Source organism: Pseudonocardia sp. WMMC193 (assembly GCF_021728735.1).
Classification (GTDB): domain Bacteria; phylum Actinomycetota; class Actinomycetes; order Mycobacteriales; family Pseudonocardiaceae; genus Pseudonocardia; species Pseudonocardia oroxyli.
This window is the reverse complement of record NZ_JAKKDO010000003.1, coordinates 1,460,352-1,486,316: the sequence shown is the minus strand read 5'-3', so window position 1 is coordinate 1,486,316 and position 25,965 is coordinate 1,460,352. Positions and strand designations below refer to the sequence as shown.

At 73.7% G+C, this 25,965-nt stretch carries 26 protein-coding genes; 13 read left to right on the top strand and 13 right to left on the bottom strand.

Going from position 1 to position 25,965, the window contains the following annotated elements; all coding sequences use genetic code 11:
• Nucleotides 1–92: 92 nt before the first annotated feature.
• From meaB to L3X23_RS08495, 6 genes are all read right to left on the bottom strand, one after another.
• On the bottom strand, nucleotides 93–1,070 hold the full coding sequence (gene meaB / locus L3X23_RS08520) for a methylmalonyl Co-A mutase-associated GTPase MeaB (RefSeq protein WP_237191559.1): 978 nt from the start codon (nucleotides 1,068–1,070) through the stop codon (nucleotides 93–95).
• Nucleotides 1,060–3,231 carry a methylmalonyl-CoA mutase gene (gene scpA / locus L3X23_RS08515; protein WP_237191558.1) on the bottom strand — a complete coding sequence of 724 codons (2,172 nt, stop codon included), beginning with the start codon at nucleotides 3,229–3,231 and terminating at the stop codon, nucleotides 1,060–1,062. The genes meaB and scpA overlap by 11 nt, the downstream gene beginning before the upstream one ends.
• Nucleotides 3,228–5,096: a methylmalonyl-CoA mutase family protein gene (locus tag L3X23_RS08510; RefSeq protein WP_237191557.1), complete on the bottom strand. Its 1,869-nt coding sequence runs from the start codon at nucleotides 5,094–5,096 to the stop codon at nucleotides 3,228–3,230. The genes scpA and L3X23_RS08510 overlap by 4 nt, the downstream gene beginning before the upstream one ends.
• Nucleotides 5,097–5,228: 132 nt before the next feature.
• Nucleotides 5,229–5,687, bottom strand: a complete 459-nt coding sequence (locus L3X23_RS08505; protein ID WP_237191556.1) for a Rieske (2Fe-2S) protein — start codon at nucleotides 5,685–5,687, stop codon at nucleotides 5,229–5,231.
• 11 nt (nucleotides 5,688–5,698) lie between these two features.
• Nucleotides 5,699–6,640: a DUF6529 family protein gene (locus tag L3X23_RS08500; RefSeq protein ID WP_237191555.1), complete on the bottom strand. Its 942-nt coding sequence runs from the start codon at nucleotides 6,638–6,640 to the stop codon at nucleotides 5,699–5,701.
• 17 nt (nucleotides 6,641–6,657) lie between these two features.
• A complete protein-coding gene (locus tag L3X23_RS08495; RefSeq protein ID WP_237191554.1) occupies nucleotides 6,658–7,230 on the bottom strand; it encodes a hypothetical protein in 573 nt (190 codons plus the stop codon).
• Between the two features lie 211 nt (nucleotides 7,231–7,441).
• On the opposite strand from L3X23_RS08495, the gene L3X23_RS08490 reads away from it, so the two are divergent.
• Complete coding sequence (locus L3X23_RS08490) at nucleotides 7,442–8,017, top strand: sigma-70 family RNA polymerase sigma factor (protein WP_093074825.1); 576 nt, start codon at nucleotides 7,442–7,444, stop codon at nucleotides 8,015–8,017.
• Complete coding sequence (locus tag L3X23_RS08485; protein WP_237191553.1) at nucleotides 8,014–8,694, top strand: anti-sigma factor; 681 nt, start codon at nucleotides 8,014–8,016, stop codon at nucleotides 8,692–8,694. Before L3X23_RS08490 ends, L3X23_RS08485 begins: the two co-directional genes overlap by 4 nt.
• A 4-nt stretch (nucleotides 8,695–8,698) precedes the next feature.
• On the opposite strand, the gene L3X23_RS08480 is transcribed toward L3X23_RS08485, so the two are convergent.
• Nucleotides 8,699–9,481, bottom strand: coding sequence for a carbon-nitrogen hydrolase family protein (locus L3X23_RS08480; RefSeq protein ID WP_237191552.1), 783 nt, complete (start codon nucleotides 9,479–9,481; stop codon nucleotides 8,699–8,701).
• A gap of 47 nt (nucleotides 9,482–9,528) precedes the next feature.
• On the opposite strand from L3X23_RS08480, the gene L3X23_RS08475 reads away from it, so the two are divergent.
• Nucleotides 9,529–10,161 carry a GntR family transcriptional regulator gene (locus tag L3X23_RS08475; protein ID WP_237191551.1) on the top strand — a complete coding sequence of 211 codons (633 nt, stop codon included), beginning with the start codon at nucleotides 9,529–9,531 and terminating at the stop codon, nucleotides 10,159–10,161.
• Here the strand turns inward: L3X23_RS08475 and L3X23_RS08470 are convergent.
• The gene (locus L3X23_RS08470; RefSeq protein WP_237191550.1) at nucleotides 10,133–11,446 is read right to left on the bottom strand and encodes an MFS transporter; all 1,314 of its coding nucleotides are present in this window, start codon (nucleotides 11,444–11,446) and stop codon (nucleotides 10,133–10,135) included. The two genes, L3X23_RS08475 and L3X23_RS08470, sit on opposite strands and share 29 nt — an antisense overlap.
• A gap of 87 nt (nucleotides 11,447–11,533) precedes the next feature.
• Here L3X23_RS08470 and L3X23_RS08465 point away from each other — a divergent pair, with 87 nt between their 5' ends.
• A complete protein-coding gene (locus L3X23_RS08465; protein WP_237191549.1) occupies nucleotides 11,534–12,214 on the top strand; it encodes a DUF2848 domain-containing protein in 681 nt (226 codons plus the stop codon).
• On the top strand, nucleotides 12,214–12,567 hold the full coding sequence (locus L3X23_RS08460; RefSeq protein ID WP_237191548.1) for a cupin domain-containing protein: 354 nt from the start codon (nucleotides 12,214–12,216) through the stop codon (nucleotides 12,565–12,567). Before L3X23_RS08465 ends, L3X23_RS08460 begins: the two co-directional genes overlap by 1 nt.
• 42 nt (nucleotides 12,568–12,609) lie before the next feature.
• On the opposite strand, the gene L3X23_RS08455 is transcribed toward L3X23_RS08460, so the two are convergent.
• Nucleotides 12,610–13,227, bottom strand: a complete 618-nt coding sequence (locus tag L3X23_RS08455; protein WP_237191547.1) for a TetR/AcrR family transcriptional regulator — start codon at nucleotides 13,225–13,227, stop codon at nucleotides 12,610–12,612.
• A 46-nt stretch (nucleotides 13,228–13,273) separates the two neighbouring features.
• Here L3X23_RS08455 and L3X23_RS08450 point away from each other — a divergent pair, with 46 nt between their 5' ends.
• A complete protein-coding gene (locus L3X23_RS08450) occupies nucleotides 13,274–14,962 on the top strand; it encodes an acyl-CoA dehydrogenase (RefSeq protein WP_237191546.1) in 1,689 nt (562 codons plus the stop codon).
• 69 nt (nucleotides 14,963–15,031) lie between these two features.
• On the opposite strand, the gene L3X23_RS08445 is transcribed toward L3X23_RS08450, so the two are convergent.
• From L3X23_RS08445 to L3X23_RS08430, 4 genes are all read right to left on the bottom strand, one after another.
• On the bottom strand, nucleotides 15,032–15,796 hold the full coding sequence (locus L3X23_RS08445; protein WP_237191545.1) for an acetoin reductase: 765 nt from the start codon (nucleotides 15,794–15,796) through the stop codon (nucleotides 15,032–15,034).
• Nucleotides 15,793–16,860 (bottom strand): 2,3-butanediol dehydrogenase, encoded by a 1,068-nt coding sequence (locus tag L3X23_RS08440; RefSeq protein ID WP_237191544.1) that lies wholly within the window; start codon nucleotides 16,858–16,860, stop codon nucleotides 15,793–15,795. The genes L3X23_RS08445 and L3X23_RS08440 overlap by 4 nt, the downstream gene beginning before the upstream one ends.
• 133 nt (nucleotides 16,861–16,993) lie before the next feature.
• Complete coding sequence (locus L3X23_RS08435) at nucleotides 16,994–18,007, bottom strand: LLM class flavin-dependent oxidoreductase (protein WP_237191543.1); 1,014 nt, start codon at nucleotides 18,005–18,007, stop codon at nucleotides 16,994–16,996.
• Complete coding sequence (locus L3X23_RS08430; protein ID WP_237191542.1) at nucleotides 18,004–18,507, bottom strand: SRPBCC family protein; 504 nt, start codon at nucleotides 18,505–18,507, stop codon at nucleotides 18,004–18,006. The genes L3X23_RS08435 and L3X23_RS08430 overlap by 4 nt, the downstream gene beginning before the upstream one ends.
• A 148-nt stretch (nucleotides 18,508–18,655) precedes the next feature.
• Here L3X23_RS08430 and L3X23_RS08425 point away from each other — a divergent pair, with 148 nt between their 5' ends.
• The 7 genes from L3X23_RS08425 to L3X23_RS08395 all read left to right on the top strand — a co-directional run bounded on the left by L3X23_RS08425 (nucleotide 18,656) and on the right by L3X23_RS08395 (nucleotide 25,923).
• A complete protein-coding gene (locus tag L3X23_RS08425; RefSeq protein WP_237191541.1) occupies nucleotides 18,656–19,636 on the top strand; it encodes a beta-ketoacyl-ACP synthase III in 981 nt (326 codons plus the stop codon).
• Nucleotides 19,637–19,689: 53 nt separating this feature from the next.
• Nucleotides 19,690–20,115, top strand: coding sequence for a dimethylamine monooxygenase subunit DmmA family protein (locus L3X23_RS36070; RefSeq protein WP_237191540.1), 426 nt, complete (start codon nucleotides 19,690–19,692; stop codon nucleotides 20,113–20,115).
• Nucleotides 20,112–20,993: a 2Fe-2S iron-sulfur cluster-binding protein gene (locus L3X23_RS08415; protein WP_237191539.1), complete on the top strand. Its 882-nt coding sequence runs from the start codon at nucleotides 20,112–20,114 to the stop codon at nucleotides 20,991–20,993. Before L3X23_RS36070 ends, L3X23_RS08415 begins: the two co-directional genes overlap by 4 nt.
• Nucleotides 20,990–21,952 (top strand): DUF3445 domain-containing protein, encoded by a 963-nt coding sequence (locus tag L3X23_RS08410; protein ID WP_237191538.1) that lies wholly within the window; start codon nucleotides 20,990–20,992, stop codon nucleotides 21,950–21,952. Before L3X23_RS08415 ends, L3X23_RS08410 begins: the two co-directional genes overlap by 4 nt.
• A gap of 19 nt (nucleotides 21,953–21,971) precedes the next feature.
• On the top strand, nucleotides 21,972–22,241 hold the full coding sequence (locus tag L3X23_RS08405) for a hypothetical protein (protein ID WP_237191537.1): 270 nt from the start codon (nucleotides 21,972–21,974) through the stop codon (nucleotides 22,239–22,241).
• A gap of 80 nt (nucleotides 22,242–22,321) precedes the next feature.
• On the top strand, nucleotides 22,322–23,599 hold the full coding sequence (locus L3X23_RS08400; RefSeq protein WP_237191536.1) for an alpha/beta hydrolase family protein: 1,278 nt from the start codon (nucleotides 22,322–22,324) through the stop codon (nucleotides 23,597–23,599).
• Nucleotides 23,596–25,923 carry a bifunctional lysylphosphatidylglycerol flippase/synthetase MprF gene (locus L3X23_RS08395; RefSeq protein WP_237191535.1) on the top strand — a complete coding sequence of 776 codons (2,328 nt, stop codon included), beginning with the start codon at nucleotides 23,596–23,598 and terminating at the stop codon, nucleotides 25,921–25,923. Before L3X23_RS08400 ends, L3X23_RS08395 begins: the two co-directional genes overlap by 4 nt.
• The last annotated feature ends 42 nt before the right edge of the window (nucleotides 25,924–25,965 follow it).

Sequence of the window (25,965 nt, the reverse complement as noted above, 5' to 3'; positions counted from 1 at the left end):
CTGGCGCAGCCGCTGTCAGTCCGGGCGCGCGGGCACGACCAGGGAGTTATCAACCCGTGAGTGGCGATAGTCGCCAGAGCGACTATCGCCACTCACAGGAGGTCGAGGATCTCCAGGGCGGCCGTCGTGGGGGTCTGGGTGCCCTCGCGGACCTCCGCCGTGAGCTCGGGGAGGCGCTGTCGCACCTTCGGGTCGGAGGTCAGCCGGTCCAGGAGCTGCTCGCGGATCATCGCCCACATCCACTCGACTTGCTGGTCCGCGCGTCGCGAGGCCAGCTCGCCGTGCTTGTCCAGGGTCGCCCGGTGGTCGAGGATCTTGCCCCACACCTTGTCGAGCCCCATGCCGGTCTGGGCGGAGCAGGACAGGACCGGGGTGCGCCAGTGCTCCGACAGCGGGGTCATCATGTGCAGCGCGCCTGCCAGGTCGCGGGCGGCGGCGCGGGCGTCCTGCTCGTGCGGCCCGTCCGCCTTGTTCACCGCGACGACGTCCGCCAGCTCCAGGATCCCCTTCTTGATCCCCTGCAGCTGGTCGCCGGTGCGGGCGATGGTGAGGAACAGGAACGTGTCCACCATCCCGGCGACCGTGACCTCGGACTGGCCGACGCCGACGGTCTCGACCAGCACGACGTCGTACCCCGCGGCCTCCATCAGCACCATGGTCTCGCGGGTCCGCCGGGCGACCCCGCCGAGCGTCCCCGCGGACGGCGACGGCCGGATGAACGCGTTGTCGTCCACGGCCAGCGCGGCCATCCGGGTCTTGTCACCCAGGATCGACCCGCCCGTCCGGGTGGACGACGGGTCGACCGCGAGCACCGCGACCCGATGGCCCTGCCCGGTCAGCCGGGTGCCCAGGGCCTCGATGAACGTCGACTTCCCGACGCCCGGCACCCCGGAGATGCCGACCCGCACCGCTCCCCCGGCGTGCGGCTGCAGCTCCCGCAACAGCTCCTGGGCCTGGGCCCGGTGCGCCGGCTTGGCCGACTCGACGAGCGTGATCGCCCTGGCCAGCAACGTCCGGTTGCCGTCGAGGACCCCCTCGGCGAGGGTCTCGACGTCGACCTCACGAGGCATTTTGCCCAGGATCTTGCGCAGCGCGCAGCTTCTCCAGCAGCGAGATCGCCGCCTCGGAGATGACCGTGCCGGGCGGGAACACCGCGGCCGCCCCCATCTCGATCAGCTCGGGGACGTCCGCGGGCGGGATCACCCCACCCACGACGATCATGATGTCCTCGCGGTCCAGCTTCTTCAGCTCCTCCCGCAGCTCGGGCACCAGGGTGAGGTGCCCGGCGGCGAGCGAGCTGGCCCCGACGACGTGCACGTCCGCCTCGACGGCCTGCCGCGCGACCTCGGCCGGGGTCTGGAACAGCGGGCCCACGTCGACGTCGAAGCCCAGGTCGGCGAACGCCGTGGCGATCACCTTCTGGCCGCGGTCGTGCCCGTCCTGCCCCATCTTGGCGACGAGGATGCGGGGCTGGCGGCCCTCCTCCTCGGCGAACTCGCCCACGAGCTCGCGGGCCCTGGCGATCGCCGGGCTGGCCCCGGCCTCCTCGGAGTACACGCCTGAGATGATCCTGATCTGCCCGGAGTGTCGCCCGAAGACCTTCTCCAGGGCGTCGGAGATCTCGCCGACGGTGGCCTTGGCGCGCGCCGCGTCCACCGCGAGGGCGAGCAGGTTCTGGTCGAACTCCCGCGCCGAGCCCTCCGCGATGGCCGCGGCCGAGTTCGTGAGCTTCTCCAGCGCCGAGTCCACCGCGCGGGCGTCCCGCTCCGCGCGCAGCCGCTCGAGCTTCTCGATCTGCTCGCGCCGCACCTGTGCGTTGTCGACCTTGAGGACGTCGATGACCTCGTCGGAGTCCACCACGTACTTGTTCACGCCGATGACCGGCTGGCGGCCGGAGTCGATGCGGGCCTGGGTGCGGGCCGCCGCCTCCTCGACGCGCAGCTTCGGGATGCCGGCGTCGATGGCCTGTGCCATCCCGCCCGCCTTCTCGACCTCCTGGATGTGGCCCCAGGCCCGGCGCGCGAGGTCGTAGGTCAGCTTCTCGACGTAGTAGGAGCCGCCCCACGGGTCGATGACCTTGGTGGTGCCGGACTCCTGCTGCAGCAGCAGCTGGGTGTTGCGGGCGATGCGCGCGGAGAAGTCCGTGGGCAGCGCGAGCGCCTCGTCCAGGGCGTTGGTGTGCAGCGACTGCGTGTGTCCCTGGGTCGCGGCCATGGCCTCGACGCAGGTGCGGACCACGTTGTTGTAGACGTCCTGCGCGGTCAGCGACCAGCCCGAGGTCTGCGAGTGCGTGCGCAGGCTCAGCGACTTCGGGTTCTTCGGCCCGAACTCGTTCACCAGCTTCGACCAGAGCAGGCGCGCGGCCCGCATCTTGGCGACCTCCATGAAGAAGTTCATGCCGATCGCCCAGAAGAAGCTCAGCCGCGGCGCGAACCTGTCGACGTCCAGGCCGGCGTCGATGCCGGAGCGCAGGTACTCCACGCCGTCCGCCAAGGTGTAGGCGAGCTCCAGGTCGTTGGTCGCCCCCGCCTCCTGGATGTGGTAACCGGAGATGGAGATCGAGTTGAACTTCGGCATCTTCTGCGAGGTGTAGGTGAAGATGTCCGAGATGATCTTCATGCTCGGCTGCGGCGGGTAGATGTAGGTGTTGCGGACCATGAACTCCTTGAGGATGTCGTTCTGGATGGTCCCCGCGAGCTGCTCCGGCGCCACCCCCTGCTCCTCGGCCGCGACGACGTAGAGCGCGAGCACCGGGAGCACCGCGCCGTTCATGGTCATCGACACCGACATCTTGTCCAGCGGGATGCCGTCGAACAGCTGGCGCATGTCGTAGATCGAGTCGATCGCGACGCCCGCCATGCCGACGTCCCCGCCGACCCGCGGGTGGTCGGAGTCGTAGCCGCGGTGCGTGGCCAGGTCGAACGCGATGGACAGGCCCTTCTGCCCGGCCGCGAGGTTGCGGCGGTAGAAGGCGTTCGACTCCGTCGCGGTGGAGAAGCCCGCGTACTGGCGGATGGTCCACGGCTGGCTGGCGTACATCGTGGGGTACGGCCCGCGCAGGTAGGGCGTGATGCCCGGGTAGGTGCGCAGGAAGTCGACGCCCTCCAGGTCCGCGCCGGTGTAGAGGCGCTGCACCGGGATGCCCTCGGGGGACTCCCACGGCTCGCCCGACGCGCGGACCTCCCCCGCGCCGGAGCCGAGGTCGACCTTCGTGAAGTCGGGGATGCTCATGCGAACGCCTTCCACACGTCGTCGATCACGGCCAGGGCGTCGCACCCGGCGTAGAGGTAGCCGTCCACACCGTCGACGTCTCCCCGGCCCGCCAGCAGGATGCGCGTCGCCCCCGCCTTCCGCAGCGCGGCCGCGGTGTCCGCGGCGCGCTCGGCGTAGAGCCTGTCGGTGGAGCACAGCACGACGACGGGCTGGCCGCCGTAGGCCGCCACGACGTCCTCGGCGGACTCGGTCGGTCCGGCCTCGACGTCCGCGATCCCCCCGGCCTGCAACAGGTTCCGGGCGAACCCCGCCCGCGCGGTGTACGCGGCGAGCGGGCCCAGGGTGGCCAGGAAGGCCGTCGGGCGCTCCCCCGCCGCGTCCGAGCGGTCGCGGTACTCCTCGTAGGCCTCGGCGGGCCGGTACAGCGGGAGTCCGCCGCGCTTCACGGGCGCCGGCAGCGGGGTCCGCACGACCGGCTTCTCGTCCAGGTTCGGGAACTCGGAGACGCCGGTGAGCGGGGTCCGCCGGGTCGCGATCCCCTTCTCCCGCGTGGTGCGCACGGCCTCGACGGCGGAGGCGACGAACCCGGAGTCCAGCGCCGCGACGGCGCCGCCCGCGGCCTCGATCTCCTGGAAGAAGGCCCACCCGGCCTGCGCGAGGTCCGCGGTCAGGTGCTCGACGTACCAGGAGCCGCCCGCCGGGTCGAGCACCCGCGCGAGGTGCGACTCCTCGATCAGCAGCGACTGGGTGTTGCGCGCGATCCGCCGGGAGAACGGCTCGGCGGCGCCGAGGGCGATGTCGAAGGGCGGCACGGTGACCGCGTCCGCTCCCCCGATGCCCGCGGCGAAGCCCGCGACGGTGCCGCGCAGCATGTTCACCCAGGGGTCGCGCTTGGTGAACAGGGTCGGGCTGACGACGGCGTGCTGCGTCTGGACCCCGGACGTACCCGAACCGATCCCGGAGGCCTCCAGCACCCGGGCCCACAGCCGACGCGCCGCACGGAGCTTCGCGATGGTGGGGAACTGCTCGGCGGTGGCGGCGAAGCGGAACTCGAGCACCCGGGCGGCCTGCTCGACGGTGAGCCCGCCGTCGGTCAGCGCCCGCAGGTACGCGACGCCCGAGGCGAGCGCGAAGCCCAGCTCCTGCGCCTCGGAGCCGCCGGCCTCCTGGACCGGTGTCGCGTCCACGACCACGGCCTTGACCAGGGGGTACTCGGCCGCGACCCGCGCGGCGAGCGGGACCACCGAGGAGACGTCCGGGCCGGTGCCCGCGCGGGCCCGCAGCCCGATCGGGTCGAGGCCCAGCGTGCCGAGCAGGGTGTCGGCGGGGACCTCGCGGTCGGCGGCGAGCGCCAGGAACGCCTCGCCCGCCTCGAGGGCCGAGGACCCGCCGTCGAGCACGACCGGGGCGAGGTCGAGGTACACCTCGTCGAGCACGGCGGGGAGCTCGGCGACGGGCACCCCGCCCGCCCCGACGGCCAGCCAGATCGAGGTGACGCCGTTCTCCAGGTCCGCCAGGATCGCGGCGCGCGCGGCCGAGCCGGACTCGCCCGCGTGGTGCTGGCGGACGTCCCACCGCTCGCCCTCGCGGGCGAACCGGGGGGCCTCGGCCCCGTCGTTCGCCACGTCGTCCGCGGTGTAGAGCGGCTGCACGTGCAGGCCGTCCGCGGTGTCCCAGGCCAGCTTCTCGACGCCGGCGCCGAGCGGGGCGTCCTCGCCGATCCGACCGGACTTGCGGACCACGGCGTCCACCGCGGCCGCCCACTGGTCCCGGGTGGGCTCGGGGAAGGCCGCGGCGAGGACGAGGTGCTCCGGGGGCTCCGGGGCGTTCTCTCCGAGCTCCGCCTCGTCGACCTGGTCGGTCGGCGACTCGCTCCCACCCATTCGCTACTCCTCACCGGCCCCGGCGAGCGAGCGCGCCGTGGTGCGTCGTCGCCACCCGGGGTTTCGTCGGAGTCTAGTGAGGCCCGGCGACAACGGTCAGCCGTGACCGTCGTGACGTCGGTCCCAGGGCTCCTAGGCGAGCGTGATGGAGTCCCCGCTCACCGTGATGGCCTTCTCCGGCAGCGGCGAGCGCGCCGGGCCGTCGGTGACCGCGCCGTCGGCGATCGCGAAGTAGCTGCCGTGGCAGGGGCAGATCATCTGGCCGTCGGTCACCTCGTTGACGTTGCAGCCCTGGTGGGTGCACACCGACGAGAAGGCCTTGTACTGCCCGGCCGTGGGCTGGGTGACCACGATCTCCTGCGCGGCGATCACCACGCCGCCGCCGACCGGCACGTCGGCGGTGCGGACGAGCGGGGCGGCCGCGGCGCCCGGCTGCGGCGCGGCGGTGCCCGGGTTCTGCGGCGGGTTCTGGGGCTGGGGCGCGGGCGCGGTCTGGGGTGTCGAGCTGTAGGTGGCGCAGCCGGCGAGCGCGGCACAGCCTGCGGCGCAGGTCCCGACGAGCGCGGCGCGGCGGGTCAGCGGGGAGGTCATGGGGTGGTCCTCTAGAACGTCAGGCCCCGGGTGCTGAAGAACCACACCGAGGACGTCAGGAACAGGGCGGTGAACAGCACGAACACCAGTCCGCCGAGCACCGGCAGCGCCCAGCGGGGCGCGTCGCGCCGGGGTAAGACCAGCATCTTCGCGGTGAAGGCGCCGTAGAAGAAGCAGCCCGCGAGCGAGTGCAGCAGCACCCGCAGGCTCGAGTCCTCGTAGCCGAGGGCGTAGAGGCAGTGGACCGCCACGGGGATGGTCAGCAGCACCGCGGCGCGGCCCGCCCAGCGGTGCACGAAGGCGGTCCGCGGGCCCGCCGGGCCGCGGCGCGAGAGCCGCCCGTACATCCGCATCGAGGTCCACAGCTGGACCAGGACCAAGACGAACGCCGCCGTGGTCAGCCAGGTCTTGGCCGCGAGGCCCGAGGAGAAGCCGGCGATGTTCAGCGCCGACCCGGTGCCCTCGTGCAGCCTGCCGTACACCCCGAGGCCGACCGAGACCGCGATCCCGACGGCGACCGGGACCAGCAGGGCGGCGAGCCGCCGGGGTGTGGGTCCCGGGGTCTTGTCGGGAGCCTGGGTCAGCTCGTCGGACTCGTCGTCATGGTCCTGGTACTCGTCGTCGTAGTCCTCGCGATCCCAGCTGCGGGCACCCCAGCCGGGGTCGTCCCAGGCCTCCTGCTCCCGGGCCCAGCCGTGCGCGACGTCCGGGCTGGCGAGCGGATCGGCGAGCAGCTCGGCGGGCGGGTCGGCGGGCGGGTCGGCGTCGGCGGGCCCGTGTTGGCGCGGGATCACGGTCGTCGCCTGCAGGTCCGGCTCGCCGTAGGCGCCCGGGTCGTAGGTGGGGCCGTACGGCTGCACCGGCCGCAGCGCGGGGTGCGTCGGCGGGTCGTAGGGGGACGCGGCGAGGAGATCCTCGGCGCGGTGGGACGGCGGGGTCGGCGGGGGCGTCATCGGGGGTGTCCTCTCCCTCAGGCGGAGCCGAGCTCGGACAGGGTGGCGCGGTCGGTGGGGGCGGCGACGCCCTTCTTCAGCTGGGCCGAGAAGGGCCAGCTCTTCCCCCCGACAGCCACGGTGCCGAGCACCGCGGTGTCGGTGGTGTCGGCGGCCAGCTCACCGTCCGTGCCGCTGAGCTGCAGCTTCCCGTCGGTGGTGGTGCCCTGGAACCAGGACTCGATCTTCTTGCCGTCGCAGACGTAGGCGACGACCCGGTCGCCGTCCCTCCCGATGGCGAGGGTGACCTCGTTGCCGGCCGACCGCCCGGCGAAGGCGCCGGTCACCGGGGCGGCCTGCGCCGCGGGCGCCTGAGCCGCCTGCGCGGGCTGCGGGGCCTGCTCGGGAGCGGGTGCGGGTGCGGGTGCTGCGCCGTAGGGATCGGCGGCGGGGGCCGCGCCGTAGCCGTCGGACGCCCCGTAGGGGTCCTGCTGGGCGGCGGGGGTGACGACCTGCGCGGGGACCTGCGCGGCGGGGCCGGGGCCGACGAGCACCGCGTTCACGGTGAACACGGCGGCGCCGACGGCCAGCACGGCCAGCAGAGTCAGCAAGGGACCACGTGCCCTCATGGGGAGACCTCTTCTTCGCGGGGAGCGATTCACCTACCCACACGGGTCCGCGGCCGGAACGGTTCACCCCGGTTCCCGACCGAGATCTCCGGCTGAGATCTCGGCCGAACCGTTCCCCGCCGCCGTCCGTGTCGGAGACGTGGACTTCGCTACCCTCACCGGGCCTGAGGCCCATCCTGAGCCGGGAGCGTGCATGGTCGAGTCAGCTCACCGGGCGCGCGGGCGCACCCGGCAGCGGTCGGGGCCACGTGACCCCGACGAGGCGCTCATCCGCGCCGTCTACGCCGAGCACGGGCGGGCGCTGTTGGCGTACACCACCCGGCTGCTCGGTGACCGGGCGGCCGCGGAGGACGTCGTGCAGGAGGTCCTGGTGCGGGCCTGGCAGCACTCGGACGTCCTGACCAACGGCCGCGGCTCCGTCCGCAGCTGGCTGCTCACCGTGGCCCGCAACCTGGTCACCGACCGGGTCCGCGCCCAGCGGGCCCGGCCCGCGGAGGTCGAGGAGGACGCGGCGCCGCCGGCGGCCACCCGCGACCACGCGGACTCGGTGGTGGACGCGCTGACCGTGCTGCCCGCCCTGGAGAAGCTCTCCCCCGACCACCGGGACGTCCTCGCGGAGGTCTACTTCCGCGGCCGGACGCTGCCGGAGGCGGCCCGGGTCCTCGGCGTCCCGCCGGGGACGGTGAAGTCCCGCTCGTACTACGCGCTGCGTGCCCTGCGCAGCGCGCTCGGCCCGACCGCCAACGAGCCCGAGGGGGTGCTCGGATGACCACCTGTGGAAGCGTCGCCGGCGGCGAGCTGTCCGCGCACGTCCTCGGCCTGCTCGACCCCGACGAGCAGGCGGAGGTCGAACGCCATCTCGAGCAGTGCGCGCAGTGCCGCGCCGAGTGGGAGGACCTGCGCGCCATGACGCAGACCCTGGACGAGCTCCCCGACGAGGCCCTGCTGGAGGGCCCGCCCGACTCCGACCTGGTGCTCCACCGCGCCCTGCGCGAGATCCGGTCCGAACGGGCCGCGGAGCACCGCCGCCGGCTCTGGACCCGCGGGATCGCGGCGGCCGTGGTGGGCGCCGCGCTCCTCGGCGGCGGCGTCGTGGCCGGTCAGGCCCTGGCCCCGCAGTCACCGCCCGCCGTCACCCAGGCCGCGGGCGCCCGCACGATGGAGACGACGCAGGGGGCCGTCACCGCGGCCGTGACGGTCACCCCGGCGAACGGCTGGGTCCGGCTCGCCGCGAACGTCAAGGGCGTCCCCGCGGGCGAGCACTGCCGGATGGTGGTGGTGGCCAAGGACGGCACCGAGGAGATCGCGGGCGGCTGGGTGGTGCCGGCGCAGGGCGAGACGAACGGCGTGCACCTCGACGGCAGCGCGGGCGTCGCGCCCGACCAGGTCCAGTCGGTCGTCGTGGAGAACACCGCGGGCGAGCGCTACGCCACCCTGACCCTCTGACCGGTCAGAAGCGGCGGTTGGCCAGCACCGGGATGGCGGCCCGTGCCTGCTCGACGACGGCGAGGTCCAGGTCCTGGACCAGCAGGTCCGGCTGCGCGTCGAGCTGGGCCACGATCTCGCCGAACGGGCTCGCCACCAGGCTCGCCCCGATCCCGGTCGGCGCCTTGCCCGCCGCGCGGCCCACGGTCGTCGGGTCGGCCTGGTCGCACGCCGCGACCAGGCACGTCGAGTCCAGCGCGCGGGCGCGGACCAGCAGGTCCCACTGCGCACGCTTGCCCGGGCCCGCCCCCCAGGACGCCGGCATCAGCACGACCTGCGCGCCGAGGTCGCCCAGCTTCTGGAACAGGCCGGGGAAGCGCACGTCGTAGCAGGTGGCGAGGCCGACGGTCACCCCGTCGACCTCGATGGTGACCGGGGCGGCGCCGGGGGCGACGGTGTCCGACTCGGCGAACCCGAACGCGTCGAACAGGTGGATCTTGTCGTAGTGCGCCTCGACCCCGCCGCCGGTGGCGAGCAGGGTGTTGCGCACGCGACCGTCGGGGTCCGGGGTGAACATCCCGGCGACCACGGTGACGCCGTGCTCCGCCGCGACCTTCCGGACGCCCGTGGCCCACGCGCCGTCGAGCGGCTCGGCGGGCAGCCGCACCCCGAAGCAGCACATGGTGGCCTCGGGGAACACGACGACCCGGGCTCCCGCCTCGGCGGCCCGGGCGGTCTCGGCGGCCACCAGCTCGAGGTTCTCCGCGGGCGACGGGGTCGACACGATCTGGGCCAGGGCGATCCGCACCGGGCTGCCTCCTCAATTCGGAACCGACTGTGCTGTATACCTACTGTATGCCGATCTCGGGCCGCGACAAGGCGCTCCATCACCTGCGCGAGGCCGTCCTCGTCGACCCGGAGGTCGAGGGGACGTTCCTCAACGAGGGCGAGCTCGCCACCCGCATCGGGGTCAGCCGCACCCCGGTCCGCGAGGCGCTGCTGCTCCTCGTCGCGGACGGGCTGGTCGAGATGATCCCCGGTCGCGGCGCCTACGTGCCACCGCTGACCGGGCGGCAGATCCGCGAGCTGATGGAGCTGCGCGGGGTCCTGGAGCGGCACTGCGCCGAGCGCGCCCTGGCCGAGGGCACCGTCCCGTTCGCGACCCTGCGCCGCGTCCTCGCCGAGCAGGACGAGCTGGCCGAGACCGGCGCGGACGCCACCGCCTTCATCGACCGGGACATGGTGTTCCACCAGGCGCTGGTGGACGCGGGCGGCAACACCATGCTCTCCCGCACCTACGCGGGCCTGCGGGTCCGCCAGCGCAGGCTCGGCGTGGCCGCGGTCCACGCGAGCAGCCCCCGCCAGCGCGCGGTGTGCACCGAGCACGAGCGGATCGTGCGGGCGCTGGCCGAGGGGGACGTCGTCGAGGCCAGGGCCGCGATCGACGACCACCTCGCCCTCACTCAGCGGGTACTTCTCGAGGCCTGAGGTAGGCCTCGTCCTCGGCGTGGTCGGGGTTGCGGCCCAGCAGCAGCCCGACGAGCGTCAGCACGCACGCGACCAGCACGTACAGCGCGACGGCCACCCAGCCGAACCCGCCGTTGAGCGCGGTGAACGCCAGCGGGGCGATCGCCCCGCCGAACACGCCCGCGATCGTGTAGCCGAGCGAGCTGCCGGTGTAGCGCAGCCGGGGGCTGAACTGCTCGGTCACGAACGCCGCCTGCGGCCCGTACATGAACGAGTGGCACAGCAGCCCGAGCACGACGCCGAGGATCAGCGGCACCATCGCCCCGTCGCCGACCATCCCGAAGAACACGAAGGGCCACACCGCACCCGCCACCGCGGCGACCGCGTAGACCAGCCTGCGGTTGACCCGGTCGGTCAGTGCGCCCGCGAGCGGGATGCAGAACAGCTGCAGCGCCGCGCCGACGAGCGTGGCGCTGAGCACCTGCGCGCGGCTGTAGCCGTGCGTCGTGCCGTAGGACAGGACGAACACGGTGAACAACGCGTACAGCACGTCCGGCCCGATCCGGCTCAGCACGGCGGCGAGGAGCCCGCGCCACTCGTCCCGGAACACCTCGGTGACCGGCGCGGTCGGCCGGTCGCCGGACTCCTCGATCGCCTTGAACACGGGCGTGTCCTCCAGCTTCAGCCGGATCCACAGCCCGAACGCGACCAGCACCGCCGAGAGCAGGAAGGCCACCCGCCAGCCCCACGAGAGGAAGGCCTCCTCGGACAGCACCGCGGTGAGCACGGCGAGCACGCCGTTGGACAGCAGGTTGCCCGCGGGCGGGCCGACCTGGGCGGCGGAGGACCAGAAGCCGCGCTTGCGCGGGTCGCCGAACTCGCTGGAGAGCAGCACCGCGCCGCCCCACTCACCGCCGACGCCGACACCCTGGGCGAACCGCAGCAGCACCAGGAGCACGGGGGCCGCGACGCCGATGCTCGCGTAGCTCGGCAGCGCACCGATCAGGAAGGTGGCCACGCCGATCAGCAACAGCGTGACGACGAGGACCTGCTTGCGGCCGATCCGGTCCCCGAGCCTGCCGAACACGATCCCGCCCAGCGGCCGCGACACGTACCCGACGGCGTAGGTCGAGAAGGCCAGCAGCGTGCCGGTCAGCGGGTCGGACGACGGGAAGAACAGCTGCGGGAAGACGAGCGCCGCGGCGGCCGAGTAGACCGCGAAGTCGTACCACTCCAGCGAGGTACCGGACAGGCTCGCGGCGAACGCCTTCCTCAGCGACCGTCGGTCGACGGGAGGTGTGGTCATGGGAGCTCCTCTCCTGGACGGGCCCCATACTTGCTGTATACAGTCGGCATGCGCAAGGTATGAAACAGGATCGACACAGGAGGCCCCGTGCTCAGCTTCGCCCTGCCGGACGGCAGCACCCGTTCCGTCGCCGTCACCCGCGTGTTCAACGCCGGGTACGCGGGCCGCGCCCAGGAGGAGGTGGCCGCGCACGTGGCGGAGCTGGCCGAGCTGGGCGTTCCGGCACCGGAGGTCACCCCTGCCCTGTACCCCGTTTCGCCCTATCTGGCCGCACAGTCCGAGACCGTGCCCGCCCAGCACGGCCGCACCTCGGGCGAGGCGGAGTGGGCGCTCGTCCTCGGCGAGGACGTCTCCGACCCCCTGCTCACCGTCGCCTGCGACCACACCGACCGCGACCTCGAGGTCCACGGGGTGGCCTGGAGCAAGAACGCGGGGCTGGACGTGCTGGGCACCCGGGCCTGGCGACTGTCGGAGATCGCGGACGTCGACGCCGTCTCGCTGCGCGCGTGGGTCCGCCACGGCGAGCACGAGCAGCTGATCCAGGACGCGAAGCTCGGCGCCCTGCTCGCCCCGGCCTACTGGCTCGACGTGCTGCGCGAGCGCGGCTGGCTCGCGCCCGGCACGGTCCTGCTCTCCGGCACGGTGGCGATGGTCGCGGGCGTCGACCAGTTCGCCGACGGCTGGCGGGTCGAGCTCGCCGACCCCGCCACCGGGGACGTCCTACCCCTGGCGTACGCGGTGGACCGGCTGCCCGACCCCATCGGCTGATGAGCCGGCCGATCCGCTCCGAGCACGAGTTCTTCCCCGTCTCCTCCGTCCCGTGGACGCCCGCGGGCGAGGGGGTCGAGGAGCGGGTACTCAGCCGCGGGGACGACGGCGCGCTCACCCGGATCACCCGCTGGGCGCCCGGCCTGGACACGAGTCCGGCCGGGGTGATCCGGCACGACTTCCACGAGGAGGTCTACGTGCTGGCGGGCAGCCTGACCGACCTCACGCTGGGCCGGACGTTCGGGCCGGGCCACTACGCGTCCCGCCGCCCCGGGATGCCGCACGGCCCGTACCGCACGGTCGACGGCTGCACGATGCTGGAGATCCGCGGCTGCGCCGCCCGTGCGTGGTAAGTGGTGCCAGAGCACCACTTACCACTCACGACCGAAGGCGGATCACGGCACGCCGAGCATGCGCGCGGCGAGGTCCGCGTAGAGCGCGGCCAGCTCGTGGGGGCTCCAGCGCCCGCCCGGGCCGTACCAGCGGGCGACGTCGATCCCGAGGGACAGGACGGCGGCGGCCGCGCCGGGGACGTCGGACACGGCGAAGACCCCCGCGTCGACGCCGCGGCCGAGCAGGTCGCGGACGATGCGCTCGGTGTCCCGCCGCAGGGCGGCGATCTCGAGCGCGTGCCCGTGCTCCAGCGCGCTCTGCTCGTACTGCACCACGCGGGCGATGGTCCGGTGCTCGGCGTGCCAGTGCGTGAACGCCCCGACCAGCACCGACAGCGCCCGGGCGGGCTCGCCCTCCGCGGCCTGGGCGACGAGGTCGCGGGCCAGCGCGTGTCCGCGGCGGGACAGCGCGAACAGCAGCTCCTCCTTGGACGCGAAGTGCACGTAGAGGGCGGCGGTCGACAGGCCCGACCCGGCCGCGATGTGCTTGAGCGAGGTGCCGTGGAAGCCGCGCTCGGCGAAGGACTCCAACGCGGCCCCGACGATCCGGCGCTGGGTGGGCGAGGGCCACTCAGCCCAGAGGTCGAGCCCCGCGAGAATGGCCTTGACCCGATCCTGCATGACGCCCATCCTAGGTTACTGATCGATCAGTAACCTAGGGGTGGGCATGCACGAGCGCGACCTGATCCTGTCGCGGCGAGACCTGGAGTTCCTGCTCCACGACTGGCTGCGGGTGGAGGAGCTGACGGCGCTGCCGCGCTTCGCGGAGCACTCGCGGGAGACGTTCGACGCGGTGCTGGAGCTGGCCGCGGACCTGGCGACCGAGCGGTTCGCCCCGCACAACAAGCGCAACGACGCCGAGGAGCCCCGGTTCGAGGAGGGCCGCGTCGTGCTGCACGACGAGGTCGCACCCGCCCTGCGGGCCGCGGCGGAGGCCGGGCTGCTCAGCGCGACCATGGACGAGTCCGCGGGTGGTCTGCAGCTCCCCCACGTCGTCGGGACGGCGGTGCAGGCCTGGTTCCACGCGGCCAACGTGGGCACCTGGGCGTACGCGATGCTGACCGTGGCCAACGCGAACCTGCTGCTCGCCCACGCCGCACCCGAGCTCGTCGAGCGGTACGTGCCGGACATGCTGGCCGGCCGGGTGCACGGCACGATGTGCCTCTCCGAGCCGCAGGCGGGCTCGTCCCTGGCCGACATCACGACCCGCGCGGAGCCGCGGTCCGACGGCACCCACGCCCTCACCGGCACCAAGATGTGGATCTCCGGGGGCGACCACGAGCTGGGCGAGAACATCGTCCACCTCGTGCTGGCCAAGGTTCCGGGCGGACCGCCCGGGGTGAAGGGCATCTCGCTGTTCCTGGTGCCCAAGGTGCTCCCGGACGGCACCCGCAACCCGGTGGTGCTCACCGGGATCAACCACAAGATGGGCTGGCGCGGCACCGTCAACACGGTGCTGAGCTTCGAGGGCGCGACCGGGTGGCTGGTCGGCGCCGAGGGCCGCGGCCTGGCCGCCATGTTCCACATGATGAACGAGGCCCGGGTCGGCGTCGGGGCGGGCGCGGCCGCGCTGGCCTACACCGGCTACCTCAAGTCGCTGAACTACGCGAAGAGCCGGCCGCAGGGGCGGCCCGCAGGCGCCAAGGACCCGTCGACGCCGATGGTGCCGATCATCGAGCACGCGGACGTCCGACGGATGCTGCTCGCGCAGAAGGCCTACGCCGAGGGGGCGCTGGCGCTCGTCCTCTACTGCGGCATGCTCGTCGACACCGGGGAGCGCGAGCTCCTGGAGGTGCTCACCCCGATCGCGAAGAGCTGGCCCTCCCAGTGGGGCCTGGAGGCGAACGCGCTCGCGATCCAGGTCCACGGCGGCTACGGCTACACCCGCGAGTACGACGTGGAGCAGCACTACCGGGACAACCGGCTCAACCCGATCCACGAGGGCACGCACGGCATCCAGGGCGCGGACCTGTTGGGGCGCAAGGTGCGCACCCCCGGGTTCGGGCAGCTGTGCGCCCGGATCGCGGACACCGCAGCACGCGCCGGGTCGAAGGAGCTCCAGCAGGCGCTCGACCGGCTCGTCGAGGTCACCGAGATCCTGCACGCCCACCCGGACGCCGAGGAGCGGCTCGCGAACGCGAGCGTGTACCTGGAGGCGGCGGGACACATCGTGGTCGCGTGGTTGTGGGTGGACCAGGCGCTCGCCACCGGCGACCGGCAGGACGCCCTCGCCCGCGGCAAACGCGCCGCGGCGCAGTACTTCCTCCGCTTCGAGCTGCCCAAGGTCGGCCCGCAGCTCGACCTCCTCGCCACGCTCGACCGCACCACCCTGGAGACGGACCCGACCTGGCTGTGACCCGCGGCTCCGCCGCCCGTGCGTGGTAAGTGGTGCCAGAGCACCACTCACCACGCACGAGCGCGGCCGTCAGACCATCACGATGCCGCCGTCGATCATCACCGACTGGCCGGTCATGTAGTCGGCGTCGGGGCCGGCGAGGTAAGACACGAACCCGGCCACCTCCTCGGGGGTCTGCACCCGCTTGAGGGTGATCAGCTCGGTGTAGGCCTTGAGCGTCTCGCCGCGCTCCTTGCCCAAGTAGGGGCCGAGCTTCTCGTCGATCAGGTCCCACATGTCCGTGCCGACGATGCCCGGGCAGTACGAGTTCACCGTGATGCCGTGCGGTCCCAGCTCCTTCGCCGCCGCCTGGGTCAGCGCCCGCACCGCGAACTTGCTCGCCGAGTAGTGCCCGAGGAAGTCGAATCCCGAGTGCCCGGCGATCGACGAGGCGTTGACGATCTTCCCGCCGCCGTGGTCGCGCATGTGCTCGGCGGCGGCCTGGATGCCCCACAGCACCCCGCCGACGTTGATCCCGAGCATCCGCTGCAGGTCCTCGGGAGTGACCTCGAGGAGCGTCTTGACCTGGGCGATCCCGGCGTTGTTGACCATCACGTCCAGCCCGCCGAGCTGGGCGACGGTGTCGGCGACCAGCCCGAACACCGCCTCGCGGTCCCCGACGTCACCGCCGAGGGCGAGCGCACGGCCGCCCGCCGCGGTGATCTCGGCCGCGACGTCCTCGGCGCCCGCCTTGTTCACGTCGTTCACCGCGACGGCGTGGCCGTCCGTCGCGAGCCGGAGCGCGATCGCGCGGCCGATGCCGCGGCCGGCTCCGGTCACCAGGGCGACGGTCATGCCAGGACCTCCTTGGGCGACACCAGGATCTTCACGTTCTCCTCCTTGTTGTCGATCAGCTCGCGGAACCCGCCGGTCACCAGGTCGTCGAGCCCGATGCGGCCGGAGATGAACTGCGCGGCGTCCACGCGGCCGCTCTGCAGCAGCTCGATCACGGACGGGTGGTCGTCGCAGTAGGCGAGCGAGCCGATCAGGTTCACCTCGCTCATGACCAGGTCGTTCACCGCGACCGACGGCACGTGGCCCCAGATCGCGACGTTGCAGACCGTGCCGCCGGGACGCACCGACCCGATCGCCGAGGCCAGCACGGCGTCGATCCCGGCGCACTCGAACGCGACGTCCGCGCCGCCGCCGGTCAGGTCCAGCACGGCGGCCGGGGCGTCGTCCGTGACGGGGTCGATCACGACGTCCGCGCCCGCGGGCCCGGCCTTCGCCTTCCGCGCCGCCGCCGGCTCGACGACGATCACCCGCCCCGCGCCCGCGGCCTTCAGCGCCGCGGTGGTGACCAGGCCGATCGGTCCGGCGCCGTAGACGACGGCGGTGCCGCCCGGCCGCATCCCGGACAGCCGGACCGCGTGGTAGCCGACGGCGAGGGGCTCGACGAGCGCGCCCAGGTCCGTCGGGAGGTCGCCGAGCGGGTGCACCCAGCGCTGGTCGACCACACACCGTTCGGCGAACCCGCCCTGGTCCCCGGCGAGGCCGACGAACCCGAGGCTGCGACAGACGTTGTAGCGCCCGGACCGGCAGGCCACGCACGTCCCGCACACCCAGTACGGCTCGACGGCCACCCGGTCGCCCTCCGACACCCCGCTCACCCCGGCCCCGACCGCCGCCACCACCCCGGCGAACTCGTGCCCCAGCACCACCGGGAGCTCGACGCCGGTGAGCGGGTGCGGCTCGCCCTTCGGGGGGATGAAGATGGGGCCCTCGAGGTACTCGTGCAGGTCCGTGCCGCAGATCCCGCACCAGTCGACCGCGATCTCGACCTGGCCGGGGCCGACCTGCGGGTCGGGCATCTCGTCGATGCGGATGTCGCCGGGCCCGTGGAACCGCGCTGCTCTCATGTGTCCACAGTCACGCCGGCGCGGCAACCGCGGCAACCGTTGCACTCAGGTTGCAGAGCTGCGGCTTCGCCGCTCGTGCGTGGTAAGTGGTGCTCTGGCACCACTTACCACGCACGGGCGCCGTAGGCGCAGATCACGGGACCAAGTCGAGGGCGCGGCCGAGGGTGGTCAGCTTCTCGTCGAGGGTCTCGCCTGCCGGGTAGAGGCGGACGGTGTCCACGCCCGCGGCCTGCCACACCCGCAGGCGCTCCCGGACCCCCTCCTCGGTGCCGAGCAAGGTCGTGGCCAGCACCATCTCGTCCGTCACGAGGTCGGCGGCGCCGATGCGGTCACCCGCCTGCCACCGCTCCCGGACGGCGGCAGCGACGTCCGCCCAGCCCTGACGGGAGTACGCGGCGGTGTAGAAGTTCGTGCGGGCCGACCCCATGCCGCCGAGGCTGAACGCGAGGCCGGGCTTGCGCGCGGCGACCATCTCGGCGAGCTCCGCCTCGTCCCGGGCGAAGCCGACCTCCGCCCCCTGGCAGACGTCCAGGTCCGCCCGGGTGCGACCGGCTGCGGCCAGGCCCTCGTCGAGCGGCCCGAAGTAGGCGGCCGCGCCCTCGGGCACGAAGCTCGTGCCCAGCCAGCCGTCCGCCGTCTCGCCGGTGAGCCGCAGCATCGCCGGGGACAGCGCCGCCAGGTAGACCGGGATCTCCCGCGGGGCGACCGACACCCGCATCGGACGGGACTCCCCGGGCAGCGGGATCCGGACCGTGGACCCGTGCAGCTCCACCTTCTCCCCCGCGCACACCTGCCGGACCACGTCCAGGGTCTCGCGCAGCCGGGTCAGGGGGCGGGCGAACGACACCCCGTGCAGGCCCTCGACCACCTGCGGCCCGGAGGGGCCGAGCCCGAGGACGAACCGGTCTCCCGACAGCTCGGCCAGCGAGAGCGCGGCCTGCGCGATCGCGACGGGCGAACGGGTGCCGACCTGCAGGACCCCGGACCCGAGGCGGATCCGGGAAGTGCGGGCGGCGAGATGGCCGAGGACGGACACGGCGTCCGGCCCCCACGCCTCGGCGACGTACACGTCGTCCAGACCCAGCTTCTCCGCCTCGACGACGAACTCGACCGACCCGGCCCCCTCGACGGTGGTGGCGGTCCTCATGCCCCCTCGACGCGCTTCTTGATCGCCTCGACGGTGCCGGTCATGTTCCGCTCGAACTCGCGGAGCCGGACGAACACGATCTTCTGTTCCTTGTCCGGCATCGCCTCGATGGCCAGGCTCAGCCCCGACGGCGCGGGCCCCATCCGCACCGACTGGCGCAGCCGGGTGCCGCCGTCGACCGTGTCGAGGGTGAAGCGCCAGGTGGCGGTGGGTTCGTCGGGATCGGCGACGGCCCAGGCGAACACCCGCGGCTCCTCGCACTCGACGACGTGGGACACGGTCTCCCACTCCCCCAGCGACGCGTGGGAGCTACGGCCGCGGAACCGGGAGCCGACCTCCGGCCCGCCGTCGAGCCACTCGACGTGGACGATCTCCGGGCTCTGGTCGGGCATCGCGGTCACGTCCACCACCGCGGGCCAGACCCGCTCCGGGGGCGCGTCGACCCAGGTCTCGACCTGCACCGTCGGGCCGTCGGCGTACCGCGCGCCGGTCCACTCCATCGCGCCTCCTCCTCGAGTGCGGCCAGGGTTTCCGAGGAAGACCCAGTTGTCAACTCCGGACAGCCCCGTCACACCCCAGTTGTGCGAACCCCACGACGTGGAAGACTGGTCCCGGTCCGCCGTCGCCGACCGAAGCCAGGTGTCCCGCATGCAGGACCGCCTCCCCCGGATCACCGGGATCGGGCACGCGCTCCCCCCGCGGGTGGTGACGAACCACGACCTCGTGGCCCGTCTGGACACCTCGGACGACTGGATCCGCAGCCGCAGCGGCATCGCCACCCGCCACCACGTGGACCCCGGCACGGCCACGTCCGACCTGGCCGCCGAGGCCGGCGCCCGGGCGCTCAAGCACGACCTGCGCACCGGCGGCACCGGCGAGGTGGGGCTGCTCGTGCTGGCCACGACCACGCCGGACCGCACCTGTCCGGGCACGGCGCCGCTGGTCGCGGCGAAGCTCGGCCTGGGCACGATCCCGGCGTTCGACGTCAACGCCGTCTGCTCCGGCTTCCTCTACGGCCTCTCCACCGCGACCGGCATGATCGCGGGCGGCGTCACGGACTCCGTGCTCCTGGTCGCCGCGGACACGTTCTCCACGATCGTCGACCCGGAGGACCGCCGCACGGCGTTCCTGTTCGGCGACGGCGCGGGCGCCGTGGTGCTGCGCGCGGGCGGCGGCGGGGTGCACGCCATCACCCTCGGCGCGGACGGCGGCCAGGAGGACCTGATCATCACCCCCGGCGGGGGCTCCCGGGACCCGGAGGGCGACGAACGCTGGTTCGCCATGCAGGGCCAGGCGGTCTACCGGCAGGCCGTGGAGCGGATGACCGGCTCGACCCGCGAGGTGCTCGAGACCGTCGGCTGGGGGGTGGCGGACGTGGACCGGTTCGTCGGGCACCAGGCCAACAGCCGCATCCTCGCGGCGGTGGCCCAGCGCCTCGGGCTGCCCGCCGACCGCGTGGTGATGAACCTGGACCGGGTCGGCAACACCGCCGCCGCCTCCATCCCCGTCGCCCTGTCGGACGCCCACGACCGGGGCCTGCTGCAGCGCGGCGACAAGGTGGCCCTCGCCGCGTTCGGTGGCGGGGCGACCTGGGGTGCGGCCGCCCTCACCTGGCCCGAGCTGGGCTGAGGGCGGAACCCCGCGTTCACGCCCGGTTCACCGGCGTCGGGGAGGGTGGGCGCGTGGCGGTCGACGAGAGTGGGCGGACCTTCGGGATCGTCGCCGTCGACGCCGCCGCCCGGCCCGTGGCCGAGGCGTGGCGGACGCGGCTGCGGGAGCTGGGCAGGCCGGTCCAGACCTGGTTCGGTCCCGCGCCCCCGCTCGACGCGTGGTTGACCGCGGCCCGGGTCGGCTACCGGTTGCTGCTGGCCGGGCCGGAGGCGGACCTGCTCGCGCTGCGGGCGCGGGCGGGGGTGCTGCTCGACGCGGAGATCACCCTGCACGTGACCGACTCCCGGGAGCGGGTCGTGCGCTGCGCCCGCTGCCGCACCGCGACCCGCACCGCGGCGGCCGTCCTGGACTGCGCGGGATGCGGGCTCCGGCTGGCCGTGCACGACCACGTCTCGACCGTCCACGGCGCCCACCTCGGATCCTGGTCGGGCGCGTGACCGAGCTCGTCGTGGCGCGCACGGCGGATCCCGCGCCGGGGATCCGCGAGCTCACCCTGGCCGACCCGCGCGGGGGCCCGCCGCCCGCGGCCCCGCCCGGCGCGCACGTCGTCCTGACCTGCGGGGACCGGCGGAATGCGTACTCGCTGGTCGACACCGACCCGTACGTCGTGGCCGTTCGCAGGCAGGGTGCGGGCTCGTCGTGGCTGCACCGGCTCGCTCCGGGTGACCGGGTGGAGGTGAGCGGCCCGCGCAGCACCTTCGCGCCGGTCCGGACCGCGCGGCGGCACCTGCTCGTCGCCGGGGGGATCGGCGTGACCCCGCTGCTGTCGCACGCGCGGGAGGCCGTCCGCTGGGGGCAGGACGTGCGCATGGTCTACGTGCACCGCCGCGGTGCGTACGCCGCCGAGCTGCGCTCGCTGCTCGGCGACCGGCTGCGGGAGGCCGGCCGGGCCGATCTCGAGCGCGCACTCGACCTCACCGACCAGCCCCTCGGCACCCACCTCTACGTCTGCGGACCGCCCGGCCTGCAGGACCGGGTGGTCGACGCGGCCGCCCGCGCGGGCTGGCCCGGCGCCCGCATCCACCGGGAACGCTTCACCGCCGCGCCGGAGCCGGGCGTGGCGTTCACCGCGCGGCTCCGACGCACCGGCCGCGACCTCGCCGTGCCCGAGGGCACCACCCTGCTCGGCGCGCTCGAGGCCGCCGGACTCGCCGTGCCGTCCCAGTGCAGGCAGGGGGTGTGCGGCGAGTGCAGGCTGCCCCTGCTCGGCGGGCGCCCGCTGCACCGCGACCACTACCTCGCCCCCGACGAGCGCGCCGTCGCGATCATGCCCTGCGTCTCCCGCGCCGAGACCCTCGTGGAGCTCGACCTGTGACCCGCCTGTCCCGCTTCCCCTTCCCGCTCGCGGCCGACACCTTCACCTACACCACGAACGTCGAACCCGCCCGGGTGCCGGTGGCGACCGCCGCGGGCGAGTGGGGCGCCGGCATCGTCGAGCCCGACGACGAGTACCGCACCGAGGTGGCCGAGCGCGCCGCGGTGGTCGCCCGGGACCCGTCACGGGTGCAGCTGCTCCCCCACATGCGCCCCGCCGCCTGGGACGCCCTGCTCACCCTGCTGCGCGAGCTCGCCGCGCAGTGCCCCGCGCACATGGCGCTCGTCGAGGGCCCGCAGTGCGTGTGGCGCAACGACCTCCTCGGCGTCGAGCAGCGGTTCACGGTCGGGGACGACGAGTCGCTGCCCGGTGGGCCGCTGGGGTTCCTGAACGGTCAGCTGCAGGAGGACGTGGTCCTGCTCGACCAGCGCGAGGACGCCCTGTGGGTGGACGCGGGCGCCGTCGCGTTCGCGGCGGACTGGTCGCTCGCCTTCGTGACCGGCATGCGGTTCGCGGAGGTCCACCGGCCCGTGGTGGCCCGCGTCCACGAGGCCGGCGTCCTGACCAGGGCGGAACAGTTCCTGCTGCGGCTGCCGCCGGGGGCCGAGTACCGCAGGCTGAACTGGACCCTCTCCGTGGATCGCAGGCTGGACCTCTCCACCGAGGTCCGCGAGGAGTGGGAGCCGCAGCGCGCGGCCCTCGCCGCGGCACCGCCCGCCGAGCTCGGACGGCGCGTGCACCTGCGGGTGGAGCTGCAGCACCTGATCCGGCTGGGTGCCTCGGGCGCGGTCCTGTTCCTGATCCGCACCCACCTGCTCTCCCTCGACGAGCTCGCGGCCGTCCCCCTCTGGCGGCGGCGGGTCGGGCGGGTCCTCGCCGCCCTGCCCGACGACGTGGCGGACTACAAGGGGCTCACCGGGGTGCGCCCCGGCGTGGTCCGCTGGTGTCTCGGACCATGATCGTGGGTACACCGGCCCCATGGCGGACGGGGACCCGGCGTGGACGCTGCTGGAGTCGCGCGGCAGGCGGGAGCTGCAGCAGGGGCTGGACCGGGCCGGGCTGGACGCGGACGCGGTGTGGGTCGACTACCTGACCCTCGGCGGCGCGCTGTCCGCCGACGAGCTCGTGGCGGCGGTCGCGGGGCGGCGGACCCTGGCCCGGCGGGACCACGACCTGCTCGCGCACGCGGTCAACGAGCGCCTGCCCGCGGACGGGTCCCGCGTCCCCTATTCCGACCAACTGGGCTGAAACACCGGACCTGGATCCCTACCGCCGGACCGATCATGCTCGCTACCCTCGCGCGGTCGGGCTAGCCGTAGAGGGGCGGAATGGGCGTCTCGTTGGTCGACGGGTGGGTCCCACTCGCGGTGCTCGGGATCGGTGCGCTCGCGATGGTGGGCCTGCTCGCCCGGCGGGGGCGCGGCGCCGTGGTGTCCCTGCTGCTGGCGGTGCTGCTCGCGGCGCTGACCTACGCGCTGCTCAACCGCCTCGTCGTCGACGCGCTGCAGCTGGTGCCGGAGCCGCTGCCCACCACCGTGCTCGTGTGGAGCGCGGTCGCGGTCCTCGCCGTGGTGCTCGCGGTCGGCGCGCTCGTCCGCACGGGCGTGGGCCGCAGCGTCGCCGCCGTCCTGTGCGGCGTGGTGGTGCTGGTCGCCTGCGCGTCCCAGGTCAACGTGTACTTCTCGCAGTACCCCACGCTCGGTGCCCTGCTCTCCAGCACCGAGGACGAGCGTCACTTCTCGGGCGGGACCGGGGCGCCCTCCCGGTCGATGACCACCCCGGTCGTCTCCCGGTGGCGGGGGCCTGCGACGGGGGCCTCGAGCATCGTGACGGCGCCGATCCCGGGCACGAGGTCCGGCTTCACGGGCAGGCCCGCGCAGATCTACCTCCCGGCGGCCTACAACTCCCCGAACCCGCCGCTGCTGCCGGTGCTGGTGCTGGTGGCGGGGCAGCCCGGCGGCCCGGAGGACTGGGTCGTCGGCGGGCAGCTGCAGGAGCTGATGGACGGCGTCGCCGCGGCGCACGGCGGGCTCGCGCCGGTCGCCGTGGTCGTCGACCCGAACGGCGCCGACTCCGCGGACTCGATGTGCATGGACTCGAACATCGCCAAGGCCGACACCTACCTGTCCCAGGACGTGCCGGCCTGGATCGAGGGCAACCTCGGGATCGACTCCAACAAGGCGCACTGGGCCTTCGGCGGCTGGTCCTACGGAGGCACGTGCGCGCTGCAGATGGCCACGATGCACCCGCAGACCTACCCGAACTTCATCGACGTGGCGGGTGAGCTGCAGCCCGCCATCAGCGCGGACCACGCCCAGGACGTCCAGCAGGCGTTCGGGGGGAACGAGGCGGCCTTCGACGCGGTCGCCCCCCTGACGCTGCTGCGGCAGAACCGCTACCCGGACGTCTGGGGCTACTTCGCGAACGGCAGCGAGGAGCAGGAGGTGGGGCAGTGGACGACCCAGCTGTCGACGGCGGCCCGGCAGGCCGGGATGACCGTGCAGACGCAGGTGGTCCCGGACCAGGGGCACTCGTGGGCGGTGCCGCACGCGGCCCTGCCACCGGCGCTGGACTGGTTGGGGCAGCGGATCGGGATCCGACAGTGACCACGGCCGCCACCCCCGAGCCCGCGAGCCCGCCCGCGGCACCGGCTCCGCCGCCCGGTCCGGCGGAGACTCCATCGCCGACTCCACCAACGACTCCGCCGCCGACTCCGCCGCCGACGAAGGCACCCGGGCCCCGCTCGTCCGCGCCGGTCACGGCCGCGGACGCACCCTCGGCGTCCGCCCCGCTGCCCACCCGCACGGTCACCTTCGAGGCGTGGGCCTCGCGGCTGACCGGGATGCTGCCCCAGGCGTGGTCGCGGATCCCGTTCACGCTCACCGTCGTCGCGCTGCTGCTGCTGGCGGGCCTCGTGGGCCGCACGATCTGGCGCCCGCTGTGGCGGGAGGGCTGGTTCCCGGAGGTCGCCTACGGCGTGCCCGCGCTGCGCGAGGGAAGGGTGTGGACCTTCCTCACCGGCCCGTTCTTCGCGATCACCCCCGGCCAGTTCCTCAGCGGCCTGCTGCTGTTCGCGCTGATCGTCGGCGCCTGCGAGATCCGGATGGGCACCCGGGTCGTGGCCGTGACCGCCGTGCTCGGGCAGATCGGCGGAGTGCTGGCGGCGTCGTTGCTGGTCTGGGCCCTGTCCGGGTTCCCGTGGCCGTGGGCCCAGCACCTCGCGACGATCCGGGACGCCGGGTTCACCACCGGCACCCTCACCGTCCTCGCCGTGACGACCGCGGCGCTGCGCTCGCCCTGGCGGCTGCGGGTGCGGGCGGCGCTGGGCTTCTACGTGCTCGTCGCGGTGCTGTTCGAGGGCACCCTGTCGGACGTCTCGCACCTGCTCGCGGTGAGCGTCGGGCTCGTGGTGGGCCAGCGGCTGTTCGGCGTCGAGCCCGGGTTCGGGCCGCGGACCCGGCGCGAGACCCGGCTGCTGGCGTTCGCCCTCCTGCTCGCCATCGGGCTGACGGAGCTCGTGGTGCTGCTGTTCCCCGGCCGCGGCCCGTTCGGCCCCACAGGAGGCAGCGACACCCTGCTCGACGTCGCCGTCGACGTGGTGATCATCGCCGTGATCGCCAACGCCCTGCGCCTGGGCAAGCGGTGGGCGTGGTGGGCGGCCGTGGTGCTCGGCGTGATCAACGCGTTGACGCTGGTCGCGGCCGTGGTCGGGCTGAGCGTGCAGGCCGCGCGGCCGGATCTGGAGATCGACATCTCCTCCCCGAGCGTCACCATCGGCACCGGCCTGCTCTGGCTCGGCCTGCTGCTGACGCTGCTGTTCAACCGGCGCTCGTTCCGGGTCCCGATCCGGCGGCGGATCGTGGGCTCCCAGGTGGGCGAGGACGCGGAGACCCGCGCCCGCGCCCTCCTGACCACCGTCGGCGGCTCCACGATGTCCTGGATGACGCTGTGGCCGGAGATGCGCTACTACTTCACCCGGGACGGCCGCGGCTACGTCGGCTACCAGCGCCACGCCGGCATCGCGCTGGCCCTGGCCGATCCGGTGGTCCCCGCGGGCACGATCGCGGACGCCGTCTCCGAGTTCACCGCGGAGGCCGAGCGCGGCGGGCTCACCCCGTGCCTGTTCTCGGTCACCGACGCCGCCGCCGAGGCCGCCCGCGCGGCCGGGTGGCGGACCGTGCAGATCGCCGAGGACACCCTCATCGACCTGCCCGGCATCGCGTTCAAGGGCAAGAAGTGGCAGGACATCCGCACCGCGCTGAACAAGGCCAAGCGCGAGGGCATCGAGTTCCGGCTGGTCACCCTGGCCGAGGAGTCCTTCGCGATCCTCGCCCAGGTCCGGGCGATCTCCGAGCAGTGGGTCGGGGACAAGGGCCTGCCCGAGATGGGCTTCACCCTCGGCGGGGTGGACGAGGCGCTCGACCCGCTGGTCAAGGTCGGCCTGGCGATCGACGAGACCGGCAGCGTCCACGGCGTGACGTCCTGGATGCCCGTCTACGGGCCGGACGGGACGGTGCACGGCTGGACCCTCGACGTCATGCGGCGGCGCACCGACGGGTTCCGGTCGGTCATGGAGTTCATGATCGCGTCGGCCTGCCTGGCGTTCGGCAAGGAGGGCTATGCGTTCATCTCGCTCTCCGGGGCGCCGCTGGCCCGCGGGGACGTGCCCGCCGAGCTCGACCGCACCGACCGGCTGCTCGACAAGCTGGGCGGGGCGCTGGAGCCGTTCTACGGTTTCCGGTCGCTGCACGCGTTCAAGGCGAAGTTCTCGCCGCGCTACGAACCCGTCCATCTCGCGTTCCGTGACGAGGCGGATCTGCCGCGCATCGGGATCGCCCTGACCAGGGCGTATCTCCCCGACGCGACTCCTCGGCAGCTGCTCGCGGCGGGGTTCTCGGGCGGCGGCGGATCCGAAGATCATCGAATCTGACGAGTGTCCTTGCGGTGACGAAACGGTGTGCGCTAGGTTTCG

Coding starts and splice junctions, on each gene's coding strand:
- meaB (WP_237191559.1), bottom strand. CDS start 1,070: ATGCCTCGTGAGGTCGACGTCGAGACCCTCGCCGAGGGGGTCCTCGAC.
- scpA (WP_237191558.1), bottom strand. CDS start 3,231: ATGAGCATCCCCGACTTCACGAAGGTCGACCTCGGCTCCGGCGCGGGG.
- L3X23_RS08510 (WP_237191557.1), bottom strand. CDS start 5,096: ATGGGTGGGAGCGAGTCGCCGACCGACCAGGTCGACGAGGCGGAGCTC.
- L3X23_RS08505 (WP_237191556.1), bottom strand. CDS start 5,687: ATGACCTCCCCGCTGACCCGCCGCGCCGCGCTCGTCGGGACCTGCGCC.
- L3X23_RS08500 (WP_237191555.1), bottom strand. CDS start 6,640: ATGACGCCCCCGCCGACCCCGCCGTCCCACCGCGCCGAGGATCTCCTC.
- L3X23_RS08490 (WP_093074825.1), top strand. CDS start 7,442: ATGGTCGAGTCAGCTCACCGGGCGCGCGGGCGCACCCGGCAGCGGTCG.
- L3X23_RS08485 (WP_237191553.1), top strand. CDS start 8,014: ATGACCACCTGTGGAAGCGTCGCCGGCGGCGAGCTGTCCGCGCACGTC.
- L3X23_RS08475 (WP_237191551.1), top strand. CDS start 9,529: ATGCCGATCTCGGGCCGCGACAAGGCGCTCCATCACCTGCGCGAGGCC.
- L3X23_RS08470 (WP_237191550.1), bottom strand. CDS start 11,446: ATGACCACACCTCCCGTCGACCGACGGTCGCTGAGGAAGGCGTTCGCC.
- L3X23_RS08460 (WP_237191548.1), top strand. CDS start 12,214: ATGAGCCGGCCGATCCGCTCCGAGCACGAGTTCTTCCCCGTCTCCTCC.
- L3X23_RS08455 (WP_237191547.1), bottom strand. CDS start 13,227: ATGCAGGATCGGGTCAAGGCCATTCTCGCGGGGCTCGACCTCTGGGCT.
- L3X23_RS08450 (WP_237191546.1), top strand. CDS start 13,274: ATGCACGAGCGCGACCTGATCCTGTCGCGGCGAGACCTGGAGTTCCTG.
- L3X23_RS08445 (WP_237191545.1), bottom strand. CDS start 15,796: ATGACCGTCGCCCTGGTGACCGGAGCCGGCCGCGGCATCGGCCGCGCG.
- L3X23_RS08440 (WP_237191544.1), bottom strand. CDS start 16,860: ATGAGAGCAGCGCGGTTCCACGGGCCCGGCGACATCCGCATCGACGAG.
- L3X23_RS08435 (WP_237191543.1), bottom strand. CDS start 18,007: ATGAGGACCGCCACCACCGTCGAGGGGGCCGGGTCGGTCGAGTTCGTC.
- L3X23_RS08430 (WP_237191542.1), bottom strand. CDS start 18,507: ATGGAGTGGACCGGCGCGCGGTACGCCGACGGCCCGACGGTGCAGGTC.
- L3X23_RS08425 (WP_237191541.1), top strand. CDS start 18,656: ATGCAGGACCGCCTCCCCCGGATCACCGGGATCGGGCACGCGCTCCCC.
- L3X23_RS08405 (WP_237191537.1), top strand. CDS start 21,972: ATGGCGGACGGGGACCCGGCGTGGACGCTGCTGGAGTCGCGCGGCAGG.
- L3X23_RS08400 (WP_237191536.1), top strand. CDS start 22,322: ATGGGCGTCTCGTTGGTCGACGGGTGGGTCCCACTCGCGGTGCTCGGG.